The sequence below is a fragment of the Pseudomonas sp. SK2 genome (genome assembly GCF_016772395.1).
In the GTDB taxonomy this organism is placed as follows: Bacteria; Pseudomonadota; Gammaproteobacteria; order Pseudomonadales; family Pseudomonadaceae; genus Aquipseudomonas; species Aquipseudomonas taiwanensis.
On sequence record NZ_CP061944.1, the window covers coordinates 4,729,762 to 4,747,835 of the forward strand.

An 18,074-nucleotide genomic window follows, 5' to 3' on the forward strand; every position below is an offset into this window, starting at 1 on the left:
CTCGTCGAAACCGGCCGAGCCCTGGCACCGGGCGTCTCGCCAGTGCCACCGAGGGCACCCGCCGGAAGACGCCGGAACCGCTCTGGAGCAAGCTTCTCAGCCAACCCCGAAAAAGCTGGCACCCACCTTGCTCTTGCCTTGGCAAACAAGAATACGAGGTGCGCCATGCCGCAACCTGCCCCGACTGTCGGGATCATTGCCAACCCTGCCTCTGGCCGAGACCTGCGTCGCCTGACCGCCAACGCCGGGCTCTACTCGAGCACCGACAAGGCCTCGGCCATCCAGCGACTGCTCGCAGCCTTCGGTGCCACCGGTGTGAGCCAAGTGCTGATGCCCACGGACATGACGGGTATCGCTGCCGCTGTACTCAAGGCCAGCCATGGCCCGATAGCTCGCGACCAGCATTGGCCGGCACTGGAACTGCTCGACCTGCCCCTGACCCAGACGGTCGCCGATACCCGCCTGGCCACCCGTCTGATGGTCGAGCGTGGCGTGGCCATGATCGCCGTGCTCGGTGGCGACGGCACCCACAAGGCGGTTGCTGCCCATGCCGGGGACGTACCGCTGCTGACACTGTCCACCGGCACCAATAACGCTTTCCCCGAGCTGCGCGAAGCCACCAGTGCCGGCCTGGCCGGAGGCCTGTTCGCCAGCGGCCAAGTGCCGAACACGATCAGCCTGCGCCGCAACAAGCGCCTGCTGGTGAACGTAGCGCGGCAGAACCTCTGTGAATGGGCCCTGGTGGAAGTCGCGGTGTCGCCTCAGCGCTTCGTCGGTGCCCGCGCCTTGAGCCGCAGCGAAGACCTGAGCGAAGTCTTTGCCTGCTTCGCCGAACCCCATGCCATTGGCCTCTCGTCCCTGTGCGGCCTGTGGTGCCCAGTGTCGCGCCACGCGGCGCAGGGTGCCTGGGTACGCCTGAACCCCGGCGCCGAACATGCCTTGCTGGCCCCCCTGGCGCCAGGACTGCTGCAAGGTTGCGGCATCACCGCTTCGGGCTTTCTGGCCCCCGGCGTGCCCCATGGCCTGAGCCTCGCCAGCGGCACCCTGGCCCTGGACGGCGAGCGCGAAATCGAGTTTGCCGAAGGCGACAACCCCACCATTACCCTCGATCACCAAGGCCCCCTGACCGTGGATGTCGAGGCCGTGCTGGCCCATGCCGCACGGCACCACCTGCTGGCCGTCCCGCGCGGTCATCGGCTGCACCCTGCAAACCCGTGTTGAGACAACCCTGGAGAACAACAAGATGTCCACTCACCTGAGCTGCGAACAGTTGCTACATGCCTACGAAGTGATGCGTACCATCCGCGCCTTCGAAGAACGCCTGCACGTGGAGTTCGCCACCGGCGAGATCCCCGGTTTCGTCCACCTTTACGCTGGCGAAGAAGCCTCCGCCGCCGGGGTCATGGCCCACCTGCGCGACAGCGACTGCATCGCCTCCACCCATCGCGGCCACGGTCACTGCATTGCCAAGGGCGTGGATGTGTACGGCATGATGGCCGAGATCTACGGCAAGAAGACCGGCGTGTGCGGCGGCAAGGGCGGCTCGATGCACATTGCCGACCTGGAAAAAGGCATGCTCGGCGCCAACGGCATCGTCGGTGCCGGTGCCCCGCTGGTGGCCGGCGCCGCTCTGGCCGCCAAGCTCAAGGGACGCGACGACGTTTCGGTGGCCTTCTTCGGCGACGGCGCCTCCAACGAAGGCGCGGTGTTCGAAGCGATGAACCTGGCTTCGATCATGAACCTGCCGTGCATCTTCGTCGCCGAGAACAATGGCTACGCCGAAGCCACCGCCTCGACCTGGTCGGTGGCCTGCGACCACATCGCCGACCGCGCCGCCGGTTTCGGCATGCCCGGGGTCACCATCGATGGCTTCGACTTCTTCGCCGTGCACGAGGCTGCCGCTGCCGCCATCGAACGCGCCCGTTCCGGGCAAGGCCCGTCGCTGATCGAGGTCAAGCTCAGCCGCTACTACGGCCACTTCGAGGGCGATGCGCAGACCTACCGCGCCCCGGACGAGGTGAAGCACCTGCGCGAACAGCGCGACTGCCTGTTGCAGTTCCGCAACAAGACCACCCGCGCTGGCTTGCTTACCAACGAGCAGCTCGACGCCATCGACGCCCGCGTCGAAGACCTGATCGAAGACGCCGTGCGCCGTGCCAAGTCCGATCCCAAGCCACAGCCTGCAGACCTGCTCACCGACGTCTACGTCACCTACCCCTGAGCCCGGACAACAAGAACAACAGGAGAACCACCATGGCAAGAAAGATCAGCTACCAGCAGGCCATCAACGAAGCCCTGGCCCAGGAAATGCGTCGCGACAGCAGCGTGTTCATCATCGGCGAAGACGTTGCCGGCGGTGCCGGCGCGCCCGGCGAAGACGATGCCTGGGGCGGCGTGCTGGGCGTGACCAAAGGTCTTTACCACCAATTCCCTGGCCGGGTACTCGACGCACCGCTGTCGGAAATCGGCTATGTCGGGGCCGCCGTCGGGGCCGCCACCCAAGGCCTGCGCCCGGTCTGCGAACTGATGTTCGTCGACTTCGCTGGTTGCTGCCTGGACCAAATCCTCAACCAGGCGGCCAAGTTCCGCTATATGTTCGGCGGCAAGGCCGTCACTCCGCTGGTGATGCGCACCATGTACGGCGCCGGACTGCGTGCGGCGGCACAGCACTCGCAGATGCTCACCTCGCTGTGGACCCACATCCCAGGACTCAAGGTGGTCTGCCCCGCCTCGCCCTATGACGCCAAGGGGCTGTTGATCCAGGCCATCCGTGACAACGACCCGGTGATCTTCTGCGAGCACAAGTTGCTCTACAGCATGCAGGGCGAGGTGCCGGAAGAGGTCTACACGGTGCCCTTCGGCGAGGCCAACTTCCTGCGCGACGGCGACGACGTGACGCTGGTGACCTACGGGCGCATGGTCCATGTGGCGCTTGAGGCAGCCAACAACTTGGCTCGTCAGGGCATCGACTGCGAAGTGCTGGACCTGCGCACCACCAGCCCACTGGACGAAGACAGCATTCTCGAAAGCGTGGAGAAGACCGGCCGCCTGGTGGTTATCGACGAAGCCAACCCGCGCTGCTCCATGGCCACCGACATTAGCGCACTGGTTGCGCAGAAAGCGTTCGGCTCGCTCAAAGGCCCGATCGAGATGGTCACCGCGCCCCATACACCCGTGCCGTTTTCCGACGCCCTCGAAGACTTGTACATCCCGGATGCCGCGAAGATCGAGGCCGCTGTGCGCAAGGTAATCGAAGCTGCAAGGAGCGCCGCATGAGCCAGATCCATACCCTGACCATGCCCAAGTGGGGCTTGTCGATGACCGAGGGCCGGGTCGATGCCTGGCTCAAGCAGGAAGGCGACGAGATCAACAAGGGCGATGAAGTGCTGGACGTTGAAACCGACAAGATCAGCAGCAGCGTCGAGGCGCCTTTCAGTGGCGTGTTACGCCGCCTGATCGCCCAACCCGACGAAACCCTGCCGGTGGGTGCGTTGCTTGCCGTGGTGGTGGAAGGTCAGGCCAGCGAGGCTGAAATCGACGCGGTGGTGCAGCAGTTCCAGGCCGAGTTCGTCGCCGAAGGGGCCGCCGACCAGGCTCAAGGGCCCGCACCTCAGAAGGCCGAAGTGGGTGGCCGCCTGCTGCGCTGGTTCGAACTGGGTGAAGGTGGCACCCCGCTGCTGCTGGTTCACGGTTTCGGCGGCGACCTCAACAACTGGCTGTTCAACCATCCGGCCCTGGCCGCCGAACGCCGGGTAATTGCGCTGGACCTGCCTGGCCATGGCGAGTCGGCCAAGGCACTGCAGCGGGGCGACCTGGATGAGCTGAGCGAGACAGTGCTCGCCCTGCTCGACCATTTGGACATCCCACGCGCCCATCTGGCCGGGCATTCAATGGGCGGCGCGGTCAGCCTGAACGTGGCGCGCCTGGCGCCGCAACGGGTGGCGAGCCTGAGCCTGGTCGCCAGCGCCGGGCTGGGCGATGCGATCAACGGGCAATACCTTCACGGCTTCGTCGAGGCGGCCAACCGCAACGCCCTCAAGCCACAGCTGACCCAGCTGTTCGCCGACCCCGCGCTGGTCACCCGGCAGATGCTCGAGGACATGCTCAAGTTCAAGCGCCTGGAAGGCGTGGACCAGGCACTGAGACAGCTGCGCTCGGCCATCGCCGAAGGTGACCGGCAACGGTACGACCTGCGTAGCGTGCTTGGCCAGCACCCGGCTATGGTGGTCTGGGGCGCCGAGGACGCGATCATCCCAGCCGCCCATGCCGAAGGATTGGAGGCCGAGGTCCTGGTCGTGCCTGGCGTTGGTCACATGGTGCAGATGGAGGCAGCCGAACAGGTCAACGAACGACTGTTGGCGTTCCTGCGCAAGCACTGATCCCGTTGCGTGAGTCTGGAGACAATCATCATGAATGACCTGAGCCACACCCATATGCGCGCCGCCGTCTGGCATGGCCGCCATGACATCCGTGTCGAACAGGTCCCCCTGCCTGCCGACCCGCCTCCTGGCTGGGTGCAAATCAAGGTGGACTGGTGCGGCATCTGTGGTTCCGATCTACACGAATACGTGGCGGGCCCAGTGTTCATCCCGGTCGAGGCGCCGCATCCTCTGACCGGCATCCAGGGCCAGTGCATCCTCGGCCACGAGTTCTGCGGTGAAATCGCCAAGCTCGGCGAGGGAGTCGAAGGCTATGCCGTGGGCGACCCGGTGGCGGCGGATGCCTGCCAGCATTGCGGGAGCTGCTACTACTGCACCCATGGCCTGTACAACATCTGCGAGCGCCTGGCCTTCACCGGGCTTATGAACAACGGTGCCTTCGCCGAACGGGTCAATGTGCCCGCCAACTTGCTGTATCGGTTGCCACAGGGCTTCCCACGGGAGGCCGGGGCACTGATCGAGCCGTTGGCGGTGGGCATGCACGCGGTGAAGAAGGCCGGCAGCCTGCTGGGACAGAACGTGGTGGTGGTAGGCGCAGGCACCATCGGCCTTTGCACCATCATGTGCGCCAAGGCTGCCGGTGCGGCTCAGGTGATCGCGCTGGAAATGTCCTCGGCACGCAAAGCCAAGGCCAAGGAAGTGGGAGCCAGCGTGGTGCTCGACCCCAGCCAGTGCGATGCCCTGGCCGAGATTCGCGCGCTCACTGGCGGGCTTGGGGCCGATGTGAGCTTCGAGTGCATCGGCAACAAGCACACGGCCAAGCTGGCCATCGATGCCATTCGCAAGGCCGGTAAGTGCGTGTTGGTGGGTATTTTCGAGGAGCCCAGCGAGTTCAACTTCTTCGAACTGGTGTCCACCGAGAAACAGGTGATCGGGGCATTGGCCTACAATGGCGAGTTCGCTGATGTGATCGCATTCATTGCCGATGGGCGTCTGGATATTCGACCGCTGGTGACTGGGCGAATCGGGCTGGAGCAAATTGTCGAGCTCGGCTTCGAAGAATTGGTGAACAACAAGGAGCAGAACGTGAAGATCATTGTTTCACCGGGCGGGCATTAGGGTCTGTCTGAAAAGTCTTGGGACGAAGGTCAGGCAAGGCGAAAACAGCCGAGGAAGCGGAGTTTACGGGTTGTAAATGAGCATTCCGAGGCTGTTTTCGACGCAGCATCACCGAGTTTCAAGGCTTTTCGTACAAAGCCTAGGTGCACTGGGCGATCAGGATCTTGGGGCGCGTTGCGCCCCTTTTGCCCGTCGAGGCCGCTGCTGAAGGCCGCAGGGATGATCTGCTGACGATGGCGGTCAGGACCGGAACAGGTCCTGCTGCAGCACCAAGGTCTGCTTGCTGCTGTCCAGTTGCACCCACGCCCCCAGGGGCAGACACACATTCGGGTCACAGTGCCCGCTGCGCCACCCGGCCAGTACAGGCACACCCAGCGGCGCGAAGATGTCCTCCAGCAGCGGCGTCATGGCGGCGACCGTAACGCCGGCGAAGTCCCCCACCAATACGCCTTTGACGCCCTCGAGCTTGCCGGCCAGGCGCAGTTGGGTCAGCAGACGATCTACCCGGTACAGTGGCTCGTTCACATCTTCGATGAACAGGATACTGTCCTGGGTATCGACCTCGGCCAAGGTACCCATCGTAGCCCCCAGCAACGACAGGTTGCCGCCCACCAAGCGCCCACTGGCTTCGCCAGGCACTACACTGCTCAACGGGTAGGCTGCCGGATGGACGATGGCATCGCCCGCCGCCAGACGCCCGTTCAACTGCGCCAGTAGCGAAGATTCGGTGGGCTCGAGCTTGGCGCCCAGCAGGTCGGCGTTGAGCATCGCCCCATGGAAGGTCACCAGCCCACTGTGACGGCCGATGGCGGTATGCAGCGCGGTGATGTCGCTGTAGCCAATCAACGGCTTGGGATTGCGCCGAATCAGCTCGAAGTCGAGCTTGTCGAGCAGGCGCATGCTGCCGTAACCGCCACGCATGCACAAAATGGCGTGGATGGAAGGGTCGGCGAATGCATCGTGCAGGTCCTGCAGGCGACGCTGGTCGGAGCCGGCCAGATAACCCTGGGCCTGATTGACGCTCGGATAGATACGGGACTGATAGCCCCGGCTGGCAAACCACAGGCCGGCTTTTTGCGCATCCAGCCGGGCCGGCCCGGCGGGGGCGACCACGGCGAAGCAAGCACCTACGGGCAACGCGGCAAGCAAGCGGGACTCGAAGGTTTCAACGCTGTTCACTGGGTAACTCCTTACCGTGTTTCACCGACAATGCTCATACAAAAATGCCGATGCCGCCTTTCGGCGCGCATCGGCATGTCTGACTCAACACAGGATCAGAGCTTGATCTTGGCCTCATGAGCCTGCTGGTCAGCGTGATAGGACGAACGCACCAGCGGGCCGGACGCGACGTTCTTGAAGCCCATCTTGTAACCTTCCTCGGCGAACCAGGCGAAGGTATCCGGGTGGACGAAGCGCTGAACCGGCAGGTGACTGCGCGATGGCTGCAGGTACTGGCCAAGGGTCAGCATGTCGATGTCGTGCTCGCGCATGCGGTGCATGACTTCGATGACTTCTTCGTCGGTCTCGCCCAGGCCGAGCATCAGGCCCGACTTGGTCGGCACATGGGGCACCATCTGCTTGAACTTCTGCAGCAGGTCCAGCGACCAATCATAGTCCGAGCCCGGACGCGCGGCCTTGTAAAGGCGCGGGACGGTTTCCAGGTTGTGGTTGAAGACATCTGGCGGCTCTTGCGCAGTGATCTCCAGAGCGATGTCCATGCGGCCACGGTAGTCCGGGACCAAGGTCTCGAGCTGAACGCCCGGCGACAGCGCACGGATTTCGCGAATGCAGTCGGCGAAGTGCTGGGCGCCGCCGTCGCGCAGGTCGTCGCGGTCCACCGAAGTGATGACCACGTACTTCAGGCGCAGGTCGGCGATGGCGATGGCCAGGTTTTTCGGCTCGTCGACATCCAGTGGCTTCGGTCGGCCATGGCCAACGTCGCAGAACGGGCAACGACGGGTGCAGATGTCACCCATGATCATGAAGGTCGCAGTCCCCCCCGAGAAGCACTCGCCCAGGTTCGGGCAGGATGCCTCTTCGCACACGCTGTGCAACTTGTGCTTGCGCAGCAGTTGCTTGATGCGGTCGACCTCCGGGGAAACCGGGATACGCACGCGGATCCAGTCCGGCTTTTTCGGCAGTTCTTCGGTGGGGATGATCTTCACCGGAATACGGGCGACCTTTTCGGCGCCACGCAGTTTAACGCCAGCTTCCACCTTCTTCGGCGCGGGGCGCGGGGTGGAATCCTGGGTAGGAGTCAGGTTCGGCACGGCTTCTTGCACAGTTGTCATATTCAGTCGATTCCGCCCGTGAGGGTCGTCTGCTCAGCATAGTCGAGGTGCTTGACCAGCTGTCCGCGCAGCCTTGTCCTGACCTCGTCGAGTTCGATCGGACCTGCCAGGTCGCGCAGCTGGGTCATGGCCAGCCCCGCGTACCCGCAGGGGTTGATTCGGCGGAATGGCGCAAGGTCCATGTCCACATTCAGAGCAAGGCCATGAAACGAACGGCCATTGCGGATTCGCAGGCCGAGGGAGGCGATTTTCGCTCCATCGACATAGACACCGGGAGCATCGGGTTTTGCCGCAGCCTGGACATCGTAGCTGGCCAGCAGGTCGATCAGGGTGCGCTCGATACGGCTCACCAGGTCACGCACACCGAAGCCAAGGCGACGTACATCCAGCAGCAGGTAGGCCACCAACTGCCCGGGGCCGTGATAGGTCACCTGGCCACCGCGGTCGGTCTGCACCACCGGGATATCGCCCGGTACCAGCAGGTGCTCGGCCTTGCCGGCCTGGCCCTGGGTGAAGACCGCGGGGTGCTCGACCAGCCAGACTTCGTCCTGGCTGTCCGGGCCACGCTGCTCGGTAAAACGACGCATGGCCTCCAGCACCGGTTCATAGGGCTGCAGGCCAAGATCGCGAAAACCGAGACACCGCGGCATCAGAGCACCATTTTCACGATGCCGGTCGCGCGCAGGGCGCTATTGATATCGTGCAGCTGGTTCTCGCTTTCGGCAACGATGTGCAATTGCACGGTGGTGTACTTGCCTTCCTTGCTCTGGCGCTCGGCCAGTGTCTGGAGGTCGACTTTGGCGTGCTTGCTGAGGATCTCGATCACCGTGTCTCGGAAACCGACAACGGTATCGCCGATCACCTTGATCGGGTAATCCTCGCAGGGGAATTCGATTTTGTGCGACTTGACGTCAGCTTCGCTCATGGCGGAAACGGCCTCGTAAGCCGTGGCAACAACAACGCTCCCGCAACGATGCGCGGGAGCGTGGCAGGTCACGTATCAGTTGAACAACCCGTAGAAGAATAGACGAATGCTATCCCACATACGGCGGATGAAACCACCTTCCTCGACGCCGTCGAGGGCGATCAGGTCGGCGCTGTGAACCACGTTTTCGTCCAGTTTGACTTCCACTTTGCCGATCACGTCACCTTTTGCGATCGGTGCGGTGAGCTGCGGGTTCATGGTCATCGAAGCCTGCAGACGCTTCAATTGGCCTTTAGGCATAGTCAGGGTCAGGTCGTTGGCCAGACCCGCTTTCACCTGGCTGGTGGCACCCTTCCAAACCGGCGCCTGGGCCAGTTCGGTACCCTTCTGGTAGAAGGTCTGGGTTTCGAAGAAGCGGAAACCGTAAGTCAGCAGCTTCTGGGTCTCGGCGGCACGGGCTTGCTCGCTGTTGGTGCCGAACACCACGGCGATCAGGCGCTGGCCGTCACGAACGGCCGAAGCCACCATGCAGTAGCCCGCTTCGTCGGTGTGGCCGGTCTTCAGGCCGTCGACGGTCTTGTCGCGCCACAGCAGCAGGTTGCGGTTAGGCTGCTTGATGTTGTTCCAGAAGAACTCTTTCTGCGAGTAGATGGCGTAGTGGGCCGGATCCTCGTCGATGATCGCACGCGCCAGCAGGGCCATGTCGTGGGCCGAAGAGTAGTGCTCCGGGTTCGGCAGGCCGGTCGGGTTCATGAAGTGGCTGTTGCTCATGCCGAGGTCGGCGGCGGTCTTGTTCATCATGTCGGCGAACGCGTCTTCGCTGCCGGCGATGTGCTCGGCCAGGGCGACGGAGGCGTCGTTACCCGACTGGATGATGATGCCGTGCAGCAGGTCGCTGACGGTGACCTGGCTGCCCACTTTGATGAACATGCGCGAACCACCGGTGCGCCAGGCGTTTTCGCTGACGGTGACCGGGTCGTTCTCGCCGATCTGGCCACGGCGGATGTCCAGGGTGGCGATGTAAGCGGTCATCAGCTTGGTCAGGCTGGCTGGCGGCAGACGCTCGTCACCGTTATTCTCGACCAGCACGTTGCCGCTGGACGCGTCCATGAGTACGTAGGACTTGGCCGCCAGCTGCGGTGGCGATGGCATCATCTGCTCCGCCGCGAAAGCGGCAGGCGTGATCATCAGCAGTACGGGCAGGCAAAGTCGTTTGGCAAGCTTGGTGATGTTCATCCGTCTCTCGAAAATCGCTAATGGTCTGATGCCCGGAGGGCAAGGGTTCCCTGGCCGGCAGCAAAAGCGGCCATTGTACATGCCTGCGCCCGCCAATTCATGACAAAACCGACAGTTTGGCATGGTTCAGTACCGGCCCTGTTGCCGGCGACAGGGTCAGTCAGCTGTGACCAGCTTTGCCTGCCCCAAGTTCGCCAGGCGAATGCTGTCCTGAGCCTGCTGGATCTCGCCCTGGCTGCCGATCGGTCCCAGGCGAACACGGTGCAGGGTCTGCTGGTTACGCACGATGGAACTGATGAACACCGGGGCGCTGACCATGGTGCTCAGTTTCGAACGCAGCAGCTCGGCGGCGTCCGGGTTGGCGAACGCCCCCACTTGCAGGAAGCTGCCGCCGTTGCCGCTTGGCACATTGTTGCCGCCAACCTGCACCGGCACCACAGGTGCGGCGTGCTGCTGCGGCGGCGGCGTCCACTGCTCGACGCGCCCGGTGCTGGCCGGAATCGGCTGAGCCTGGGCCACCTGAGGCTCCTTGAGCATCAGGGGCGGCTGCTGGCCACGCTGGGCCCACCATTGCTGCGGGTCGATACCCTCGACCCGCACGTGGGCGGTACCGATCTCGGCGTAACCGAGCTTCTTCGCCGCCGCGTAGGACAAGTCGATGATCCGGTCCGAATAGAACGGTCCACGGTCATTGACCCGCAGGATCACACTGCGGCCGTTGGCCAGGTTGGTCACTCGCACATAGGCAGGCAGCGGCAGCGTCTTGTGCGCCGCGCTCATGCCATAGAGGTCATAGAGCTCGCCATTGGCGGTGTTCTGACCGTGGAACTTGGTGCCGTACCACGACGCCGTGCCTTCGGCGCGGTAATTGCGCGCGTCTTGCATCGGGTAGTAGGTCTTGCCCAACACCGTGTACGGGTTGGCCTTGTAGGGACCGGTGTGCACGGTGGGCGTGGCATCGGGAATCTTGTTCACGTCCACGTCCCACCAGGGCGCACCGTCCTTGTGGGCACGGTTGATATCCAGTCCAGGCTGGGAACGGACCACGTTACCGCTCTGCTGGGAGGTTGGGCGGCTGGACGAACAACTGGCCAGCGCCAGGCCGACCGCGACACAGGTCAGCAACTTGAAGGAGTTGGCAGAGATGATTGCGCGCATTACTTGACGCCCCGTGCTTGAACCAGCTGTTCCGAAAGCTGATGCACCGCCATGGCATACATCACGCTGCGGTTGTAGCGAGTGATCGCGTAGAAATTCTTCAGGCCCATCCAATATTCGGGGCCGTTTTCACCTTCCAGGCGGAAGGCGGTCACTGGCAGATCATCGCGCAGCGCATCATGACTCGACCAGCCTAGCGCTCGCAACTCCCCAACCGTCTTCACCGGCTCGATGCCGGTCGTCAGCCCCTGGTCGGCCTGTGTACCGGCCACCTGGGCCCGACTGACCACAGGCTCGCCAGCTACCCAGCCATGGCGCTTGAAATAGCTGGCGACGCTGCCGATGGCATCATCGGGATTGTTCCAGATGTTGATGTGGCCATCGCCGTCGAAGTCGACCGCATAGTTACGGAAACTGCTGGGCATGAACTGCGGCAGCCCCATGGCACCGGCGTAGGAGCCCTTGAGGGTGAGCGGGTCGAGCTGCTCCTCGCGGGACAGCAACAGGAACTCGCGCAGCTCTTTGCGGAAGAACTCGGCACGCGGCGGATAATCGAAGCCCAGGGTCGACAGGGCGTCGATGACCCGGTAATTGCCCGTGTTGCGACCAAAGAAGGTTTCAACACCAATGATGGACACGATCACCTGGGCAGGCACGCCGTATTCCTGCTCGGCACGGGCCAGGGTCGCTTCGTGCTGGCGCCAGAAGTCCACGCCGCGGGCGATGCGTGCGTCGGTGATGAACATCGGCCGGTAGTCCTTCCACGGCTTGACCCGCTCGGCAGGGCGGGAAATCGCGTCGAGAATCGACTGCTTGCGCTGGACCTCGCCGAACACGGCCATGAGCTGCTCGCCGGCAAAACCGTAGTCACGGGTCATTTCGCTGACAAACTCGGCCACCTGGGGCGAGCCCTCGTAATCGCCGGCATTGGCTTGCTGGACAGCGCCAAACAGGCCCAACGCGCCAATCCAGGGCGCAAAACGGGCAGCCCAGCCACGCACTGCTTGCATGAAAATTTTCACCTTATTCAAACTTGCGCGATCCATTTGCGGTGCGTGTGGATCGACATCAGAACGCCAAACGCTGACAGCAGCGTCACCAACGAAGTTCCGCCATAGCTAATGAAGGGCAGCGGCACGCCCACCACGGGCAACAGGCCGCTGACCATACCGATATTGACGAATACGTATACAAAGAAGGTCATGGTCAGGCTACCTGCCAGCAGCTTGCCGAACAGGGTCTGGGCCTGGGCCGTGATCATCAGGCCACGACCAATGAGCAACAGGTAGATCAGCAGCAGCAGGCAGATGCCCACCAGGCCGAACTCCTCGCCGAGCACCGCGATGATGAAGTCGGTATGGCTTTCGGGAAGGAAGTCCAGGTGCGACTGGGTACCCAGCAGCCAGCCCTTGCCGAACACGCCACCGGAGCCGATTGCGGCTTTGGACTGGATGATGTTCCAGCCGGTGCCCAGCGGGTCGCTTTCCGGGTCGAGGAAGGTCAGCACGCGCTGCTTCTGGTAGTCATGCATGACGAAGAACCACATGGCCACCGCCACGGGCACCGCCGCCGCCAGCACGCTGATGATCCAGCGCCAGCGCAAGCCGCCCATGAATAGCACGAAGGCCCCCGAGGCCAGGATCAGCAGTGCTGTGCCGAGGTCAGGCTGGCGCACGATGAGTATGAACGGCACACCGATCAGCACCAGGCTGATGGCCACATGCTTGAGGTGTGGCGGCAAGGTGCGCTTGGACAGGTACCAGGCGATGGTCGCCGGCATGATGATCTTCATGAACTCTGACGGCTGGAAGCGGATCACCCCGGGGATGTTGATCCAGCGCGTAGCGCCCATGGCGTTATGGCCCATGACGTCCACCACGATCAACAGGAACACCCCGGCCAGGTAGGCCAGCGGAACCCAACGCGCCATGAAGCGTGGCTCGAGCTGGGCGATGATGAACATCGACACCAGACCGATGCCGAACGAGCTGGCCTGCTTGAGCAGCAGGTCCCAGTTCTTGCCACTGGCCGAATAGAGGACGAACAGGCTGCCGGCCGCGAGGGTCAGCAGGATGACCAGCAAGGGGCCGTCGACGTGGATGCGCTGCAGGAAGCTGGCGCGTCGACGCATCACGTCCTCGCTGGAGAGCATGCGATCGAAATTGTTCTTCACTGAGCCGTTTCCTGGGCAACGGTGGCAGGCGCGAACTCAGGCTTGAGCCGGCCGTTTTCGTCGAGCAGCCAGGCGTCCATGACCTGACGCACCACCGGGGCGGCGACACCAGAGCCGGATTCACCGTTCTCGACCATCACCGAGACCACGATCTTCGGATCGTCAGCCGGGGCGAAGGCAACGAACAGCGCGTGGTCGCGATGGCGCTCCTGCAGTTTGTTGCGGTCGTACTTCTCGCCTTGCTTGATCGCTACCACCTGCGCGGTACCGCTCTTGCCGGCAATCCGATACTGGGCACCCAGGGCAGCCTTGCGTGCTGTACCTCGGGCGTTGTGCATCACTTGTTCCATGCCATGGGTGACCTTGGCCCAATCGGACTTGTCACGCAGGACGATGTTCTCCATGGGGTTGTCGTCCACCGGGGGTTGACCTTCGATGGTCTTGGCCAGGTGCGGACGGTTCCACACGCCCTTGTTGGCGATCAGCGCGGTGGCCTGCGCCAGCTGCAGCGGCGTGGCCTGCATGTAGCCCTGGCCAATACCCAGGATCAGCGTCTCACCGGGGAACCAGGCCTGGCGACGGGTGGCGCGTTTCCACTCGCGGGACGGCATCAGGCCGGCCGATTCCTCGAACATGTCGAGGGAGACCTTCTGCCCGATACCGAACTTATTCATGTAGCTCGACAGCCGGTCGATGCCCATCTTGTGGGCAAGATCGTAGAAGTAGGTGTCGTTGGAACGCATGATGGCGGTATCCAGGTCGACCCAGCCATCGCCGGTGCGGTTCCAGTTGCGGTACTTGTGGTCGTAGTTGGGCAACTGGTAGTAACCCGGGTCGAACACCCGGCTGCTGGCGTTGACCACGCCACTGTCGAGGCCGGCGATGGCCACGGCAGGCTTGATGGTCGAGCCAGGCGGATACAAACCGCGCAGCACGCGGTTGAACAGTGGTCGGTCGATCGAGTCACGCAGCTCGGCATAGGCCTTGAAACTGATGCCGGTGACGAACAGATTCGGATCGAAGCTTGGCTGGCTGACCATCGCCAGCACCTCGCCGGTGCGCGGGTCAAGCGCGACCACCGCGCCACGCCGGCCACCCAGCGCTGCCTCGGCAGCCTCCTGCAGCTTGATATCCAGGCTCAGGACAATGTCCTTGCCCGGTTTCGGGTCGGTGCGCTTGAGCACCCGCAGCACACGGCCACGGGCGTTGGTCTCGACTTCCTCGTAACCTACCTGGCCATGCAGCTCGGCTTCGTAGAAGCGCTCGATGCCGGTCTTGCCGATGTGGTGGGTACCGCTGTAGTTCACCGGGTCGAGGGACTTGAGCTCTTTCTCGTTGATGCGCCCGACATAGCCGACCGAGTGGGCGAAGTGCGCACCTTGCGGGTAGTGGCGCACCAGCTGCGCAACCACTTCCACGCCAGGCAGGCGGAACTGGTTGACCGCCACGCGAGCGATCTGCTCTTCGTTCAGCTCGAACAGGATCGGCACCGGCTCGAACGGCCTGCGACCCTGGCGCATGCGCTTCTCGAACAGCGCGCGATCGTCGGGCGTCAATTCCAGCACTTCGACGATGGTATCCAGCACTTCCTGCCAGTTACCCGCACGTTCCCGGGTCATGGACAGGCTAAAGCTGGGCCGGTTGTCGGCGACGATCACGCCATTGCGGTCGAAGATCAGCCCCCGCGTTGGCGGGATGGGCTGGACATGCACCCGGTTGTTCTCGGACAACGTCGAGTGATAGTCGTACTGGATGATCTGCAGGTAGTACAGCCGCGCGATCAGCACGCAGATGAGCAACATGATCGCAACCGCGCCGACCACGACGCGGTTGCGCACCAGGCGGGCGTCTTTCTCGTGGTCCTTGAGACGGATCGGCTGCGACATCGGGCGGGCTTACAGGCTCATTTGTGATAAGGATGCCCGGACAGCACGGTCCAGGCGCGATAGATCTGCTCGCCGATGAGTATCCTTACCAATGGGTGCGGCAGGGTCAACGGCGACAGCGACCAGCGTTGCTCGGCGCGTGCACAGACTTCAGGCGCCAGCCCTTCCGGGCCACCCACCATCAAATTCACCGTGCGCGCGTCCAGGCGCCAGCGGTCCAACTCGGTCGCCAACTGCTCGGTGCTCCAGGGCTTGCCATGGACCTCGAGCGTGACGATGCGTTCCCCAGGCTGAACCTTGCTCAGCATGGCTTCGCCCTCCTGACGGATCAGGCGGGCGACGTCGGCATTCTTGCCACGAGTGTTCAGCGGGATTTCCACCAGCTCCAGCGACAGCTCAGGGGGCAGGCGCTTGGCATATTCATGCCAACCGTCCTCGACCCACTTGGGCATGCGCGAGCCGACCGCGATCAGGCGCAGACGCACGACGCTTCCTTATTCCCGATCCTTGAGCTTGTCGGAGTAGTCGTGGCTGTTCTCCGGGCTGTGGTGCTTGCCATCGGCCGAACGGCTCTGCTCGGCGCCCAGCCACAGACGCTCCAGGTCATAGAACTGACGGGCAGCGGCGGTCATCATGTGCACGATGACGTCGTTCAGGTCCAGCAGCACCCAGTCGCTGTCGCCCTTGCCTTCTTCACCCAGAGGCTGAGCGCCCTTGGCCTTGACCGCTTCACGGACCTTTTCCAGCATCGCGTTGATCTGACGATTGGAGGTACCGGTGGCAATGATCATGTAGTCGGTCAGGCTGTGCTTGTCGCGCACGTCGATGACCTGGATGTCCTGGGCCTTGACGTCTTCCAGCGCTGCCTTGGTCAGCTCGACCAGCTCTTCGCCATTGATTTTCTGCTTGCTCATAAAAAACTCTTTCAACTCGTTAGGTGAGGTGCCTGCGGCACCGTCAGTTAGGGGCACGGTACAGGTCGTGCGCCTCGATATAGGCCAGTACGGCGTCCGGCACCAGGTACCTCACCGACTTGCCGCTGGCCAGCAGCTGTCGGATCTGTGTAGCCGACACCGCAAGCGGCGTCTGCCAGACGAACGAAATATTCCCCGCCGGGCCGGACATGGCGGTGGGATCGCTCTCCGAGCGCGCCGCCAGAAGGTTGCGCAGCTCGTCAGGGGGTTCTACGTCGGCATCCGGGCGTTGCAGCACCAGGATGTGACAGTGTTGCAACAGCTCTTCCCAGCGATGCCAGCTAGGTAGGCCACAGAAGGCATCCCAACCCATCACCAGAAACAATTGGTCGGCAGCGCCCAGCTCGGCACGGATCGACTCCAGGGTATCGATGGTGTACGACGGCTTGTCGCGCTCCAGCTCCCGGGCATCCACGCTCAGGCATGCGACGCCTTGAACCGCCTCGCGAACCATCGCCAGCCGGTCCTGCGCCGCCACCTGCGGGGTGTCGCGGTGCGGTGGCCGGGCGTTGGGCAGCAGGCGCAACTCATCCAGCGCCATGAACTCGGCAACCTCCAGCGCGCTGCGCAGGTGGCCGATGTGCACGGGGTCGAATGTGCCGCCTAGAACGCCAATGCGCCGGACTGCCTGGGCCTTGCTCAACTCAGCAGGACTCCTGGCCGCGTAGCTGGCCATCACCGATCACCACGTACTTCTCGCAGGTCAGCCCTTCCAGGCCGACCGGGCCGCGAGCATGCAGCTTGTCGGTGGAAATGCCAATCTCAGCACCCAGGCCATATTCGAAACCATCGGCGAAGCAGGTCGGGGTATTGAGCATCACCGATGCGGAATCGACCTCGGCCATGAACTGGCGGGCCTGCCCCTGGTGTTCGGTGATGATCGAATCGGTATGGTGCGAGCCATAGTGGTTGATGTGCTCGATGGCCTGGTCCAGGCCGTCGACCACTCGAATCGACAGGATCGCGTCGAGGTACTCGGTGTGCCAGTCGTCCTCGGTGGCCGGCTTGGCATCGATCAGCGCCCGGGTGCGTTCGCAACCGCGCAGCTCGACCCCTTTCTCGGCGAAGCGGCGGGCCATTTCCGGCAGGAAGCCTTCGGCCACGCGCTGGTCGACCAACAGGGTTTCCATCGCCCCGCAGATGCCATAACGGTAGGTCTTGGCGTTGAAGGCCACACGCCAGGCCTTGTCGAGGTCGGCATGCTCGGCCACATAGACGTGGCAGATGCCGTCGAGGTGCTTGATCACCGGGACCCGGGCGTCACGGCTGATGCGCTCGATCAGCCCTCGGCCACCACGCGGCACGATCACATCGACGAACTCCGGCATGCTGATCAAGGCGCCCACGGCTTCGCGGTCGGTGGTCTCGACCACCTGCACCACCGCCGCCGGCAGGCCGGCCTCAGCCAAGCCACGTTGAATGCAGGTGGCGATGGCGCGGTTGGAGTGGATGGCCTCGGAACCACCGCGCAGGATGGTGGCGTTACCCGACTTCAGGCACAGGCTGGCAGCATCGATGGTCACGTTGGGACGCGACTCGTAGATGATCCCGATCACACCAAGCGGCACGCGCATCTTGCCCACCTGGATGCCCGACGGGCGGTAGCTCATGTCACGGATCGCACCGACCGGGTCCGGCAGGCTGGCCACCTGGCGCAGGCCGGTGATCATGCCGTCGATACGCGCCGGGGTCAGCGCCAGGCGGTCCAGCAGGGCTGGCTCCAGGCCATTGGCACGTCCGGCGGCCAGGTCCAGTTCGTTGGCTGCGGCGAGCTCGTCACGGGCAGCATCCAGCGCATCGGCGGCAGCTTGCAGGGCGCGGTTTTTCTGCGCGGTGCTGACACGGGCGATCACCCGGGAGGCCTGGCGAGCAGCGCGACCCAAACGGGTCATATAGTCAAGAACGGACTCAGTCATGGGTTCGGTGTCTTGGC

18 protein-coding genes are annotated in these 18,074 nt (G+C 63.5%); 5 read left to right on the forward strand and 13 right to left on the reverse strand.

Features of this window, described 5'->3' with window-relative positions; genetic code table 11:
* Positions 1–165: 165 nt before the first annotated feature.
* Genes IF103_RS21290 through IF103_RS21310 form a run of 5 tightly spaced genes read left to right on the forward strand, consistent with a single transcriptional unit; the run spans position 166 to position 5,498 of the window.
* Complete coding sequence (locus IF103_RS21290) at positions 166–1,221, forward strand: ATP-NAD kinase family protein (protein ID WP_023382516.1); 1,056 nt, start codon at positions 166–168, stop codon at positions 1,219–1,221.
* Between the two features lie 22 nt (positions 1,222–1,243).
* The gene (locus tag IF103_RS21295; protein ID WP_027907498.1) at positions 1,244–2,221 is read left to right on the forward strand and encodes a thiamine pyrophosphate-dependent dehydrogenase E1 component subunit alpha; all 978 of its coding nucleotides are present in this window, start codon (positions 1,244–1,246) and stop codon (positions 2,219–2,221) included.
* Positions 2,222–2,253: 32 nt separating this feature from the next.
* Positions 2,254–3,276 (forward strand): alpha-ketoacid dehydrogenase subunit beta, encoded by a 1,023-nt coding sequence (locus IF103_RS21300; protein ID WP_023382518.1) that lies wholly within the window; start codon positions 2,254–2,256, stop codon positions 3,274–3,276.
* Entirely contained in the window at positions 3,273–4,379 is a 1,107-nt protein-coding gene (locus IF103_RS21305) for an acetoin dehydrogenase dihydrolipoyllysine-residue acetyltransferase subunit (RefSeq protein ID WP_104883256.1), read from the forward strand. The genes IF103_RS21300 and IF103_RS21305 overlap by 4 nt, the downstream gene beginning before the upstream one ends.
* Before the next feature lie 54 nt (positions 4,380–4,433).
* Positions 4,434–5,498 carry a 2,3-butanediol dehydrogenase gene (locus tag IF103_RS21310; RefSeq protein WP_252189448.1) on the forward strand — a complete coding sequence of 355 codons (1,065 nt, stop codon included), beginning with the start codon at positions 4,434–4,436 and terminating at the stop codon, positions 5,496–5,498.
* Positions 5,499–5,738: 240 nt separating this feature from the next.
* Here IF103_RS21310 and IF103_RS21315 read toward each other — a convergent pair whose 3' ends face one another.
* The 13 genes from IF103_RS21315 to IF103_RS21375 form a co-directional block, all read right to left on the reverse strand.
* Complete coding sequence (locus IF103_RS21315; RefSeq protein ID WP_027907496.1) at positions 5,739–6,677, reverse strand: S66 peptidase family protein; 939 nt, start codon at positions 6,675–6,677, stop codon at positions 5,739–5,741.
* A 95-nt stretch (positions 6,678–6,772) separates the two neighbouring features.
* Positions 6,773–7,789, reverse strand: coding sequence for a lipoyl synthase (gene lipA, locus IF103_RS21320; protein WP_238346504.1), 1,017 nt, complete (start codon positions 7,787–7,789; stop codon positions 6,773–6,775).
* Positions 7,790–7,791: 2 nt separating this feature from the next.
* Positions 7,792–8,439 carry a lipoyl(octanoyl) transferase LipB gene (gene lipB / locus IF103_RS21325; RefSeq protein WP_023382523.1) on the reverse strand — a complete coding sequence of 216 codons (648 nt, stop codon included), beginning with the start codon at positions 8,437–8,439 and terminating at the stop codon, positions 7,792–7,794.
* Complete coding sequence (locus IF103_RS21330; protein ID WP_023382524.1) at positions 8,439–8,714, reverse strand: DUF493 domain-containing protein; 276 nt, start codon at positions 8,712–8,714, stop codon at positions 8,439–8,441. Before IF103_RS21330 ends, lipB begins: the two co-directional genes overlap by 1 nt.
* Positions 8,715–8,789: 75 nt before the next feature.
* Positions 8,790–9,950: a D-alanyl-D-alanine carboxypeptidase family protein gene (locus tag IF103_RS21335; protein ID WP_023382525.1), complete on the reverse strand. Its 1,161-nt coding sequence runs from the start codon at positions 9,948–9,950 to the stop codon at positions 8,790–8,792.
* 156 nt (positions 9,951–10,106) lie between these two features.
* Entirely contained in the window at positions 10,107–11,108 is a 1,002-nt protein-coding gene (locus IF103_RS21340) for a septal ring lytic transglycosylase RlpA family protein (protein ID WP_023382526.1), read from the reverse strand.
* Positions 11,108–12,118 carry a lytic murein transglycosylase B gene (gene mltB / locus IF103_RS21345; protein WP_104883254.1) on the reverse strand — a complete coding sequence of 337 codons (1,011 nt, stop codon included), beginning with the start codon at positions 12,116–12,118 and terminating at the stop codon, positions 11,108–11,110. Before mltB ends, IF103_RS21340 begins: the two co-directional genes overlap by 1 nt.
* A gap of 17 nt (positions 12,119–12,135) precedes the next feature.
* Positions 12,136–13,239 (reverse strand): rod shape-determining protein RodA, encoded by a 1,104-nt coding sequence (rodA, locus tag IF103_RS21350; protein WP_049818786.1) that lies wholly within the window; start codon positions 13,237–13,239, stop codon positions 12,136–12,138.
* Between the two features lie 38 nt (positions 13,240–13,277).
* On the reverse strand, positions 13,278–15,167 hold the full coding sequence (mrdA, locus tag IF103_RS21355) for a penicillin-binding protein 2 (RefSeq protein WP_023382529.1): 1,890 nt from the start codon (positions 15,165–15,167) through the stop codon (positions 13,278–13,280).
* Positions 15,168–15,184: 17 nt separating this feature from the next.
* Entirely contained in the window at positions 15,185–15,652 is a 468-nt protein-coding gene (gene rlmH / locus IF103_RS21360) for a 23S rRNA (pseudouridine(1915)-N(3))-methyltransferase RlmH (protein WP_023382530.1), read from the reverse strand.
* A gap of 9 nt (positions 15,653–15,661) precedes the next feature.
* Positions 15,662–16,081: a ribosome silencing factor gene (gene rsfS, locus IF103_RS21365; protein ID WP_023382531.1), complete on the reverse strand. Its 420-nt coding sequence runs from the start codon at positions 16,079–16,081 to the stop codon at positions 15,662–15,664.
* Positions 16,082–16,124: 43 nt separating this feature from the next.
* Positions 16,125–16,817 (reverse strand): nicotinate-nucleotide adenylyltransferase, encoded by a 693-nt coding sequence (gene nadD, locus IF103_RS21370; RefSeq protein WP_049818785.1) that lies wholly within the window; start codon positions 16,815–16,817, stop codon positions 16,125–16,127.
* Entirely contained in the window at positions 16,786–18,057 is a 1,272-nt protein-coding gene (locus IF103_RS21375) for a glutamate-5-semialdehyde dehydrogenase (RefSeq protein ID WP_202675661.1), read from the reverse strand. Before IF103_RS21375 ends, nadD begins: the two co-directional genes overlap by 32 nt.
* Between the last annotated feature and the right edge of the window lie 17 nt (positions 18,058–18,074).